Origin of the sequence: Coprococcus intestinihominis, from assembly GCF_040096555.1 — a bacterium.
GTDB lineage: Bacteria > Bacillota > Clostridia > Lachnospirales > Lachnospiraceae > Coprococcus_A > Coprococcus_A intestinihominis.
The window spans coordinates 1-1,123 of the sequence record NZ_JBBMEK010000464.1 but is presented as its reverse complement, the minus strand read 5'-3'; the positions used below and the strand labels follow the sequence as shown (position 1 = coordinate 1,123).

Below are 1,123 nucleotides of genomic sequence, written 5' to 3'. Positions count from 1 at the left end.
AAATCGCTATTTTGTTAGCTGAAGTATTGAATTTTCAAGGTGCGAAGCCCATTTTAGGTATGGGAAGTCTTAGTTAAGATATATAACCAAAGAGAGGCTAACGAAAATGTGTAGTGTGGCAAAACCAATTATTAAACAAATTAGAGATAATCGAGAAGCGTTGGATTTTTTTGAAACAGTATCATTGCCTGCAGAGGATGAGAAAACGCAGGCTATTATAATGAATTTTCCTACAGTTTATATTCATAATTGGCAGGATTCTGGAGCGTTTGAGGTATATGTTGGGGAGACAAATAATATTTTTAAGAGAACACGGCAGCATTATGATGCTGCTTTAAATCAACCAGGATGGCAGAGTAAATTGTCGAAAAAAGATGCAAGCCTTTTTATTATAGGTCATGAACATTTCAATAAATCGTTAACGCTCGATATAGAGAATCGCTTAATGCATTATATGATGAGCGTAGAGCGTGTGAAACGTGTATATAATTTAAGAGATAATCCGCAGACAAGTTATTATCCAATGGGAGAATTTGACGAAATATTCGGCAAAATTTGGAGAGGACTCAGAAAAGAAAATAAGAATTTATTTCCGACAGAAAGTGCAATAAAAGATTCAGCAATATATAAAGCGTCACCACTTCATAAACTAACTAAAGAACAGGAAAAGGCAAGGGAACTTATTATTCAAAAAGTTTCTGAGGCACTTGAAAAAGAAGAAACGAAGCAACTAATTTTTATTGATGGTGAAGCTGGAACGGGGAAGACTGTTTTAACTAGCAGTACATTTTATGAATTATATTGTCAGGCAGAGGAGAGTAATAAAGCATTAAAATGTCAGTTGTTGGTTAATCATGATGAACAGATTATAGTATATGAGCAAATAGCAGAGAAGCTTGGGTTGAAAGAAAAATATGGGAAGGTTGTTAGTAAACCCACGACTTTTATCAATAATCATTCAGAAAACGCTCCTATCGATGTGGCATTTGTTGATGAAGCACATTTGCTTCTTACACAAGGCAAACAGTCATATCGAGGTGAAAATCAGTTGAAAGACATTATAGATAGAGCTCGTGTGACGGTGGTAATGTTTGATGAAAATCAGATTCTCACAACAGAGCAG

General features: G+C 35.0%; 1 protein-coding gene. It reads left to right on the top strand.

Annotated features, from left to right (window positions below):
- Window positions 1-106 precede the first annotated feature (106 nt).
- The coding region (locus WMO25_RS18230; RefSeq protein WP_349086657.1) for a DUF2075 domain-containing protein at window positions 107-1,123 on the top strand (1,017 nt) is incomplete at its 3' end.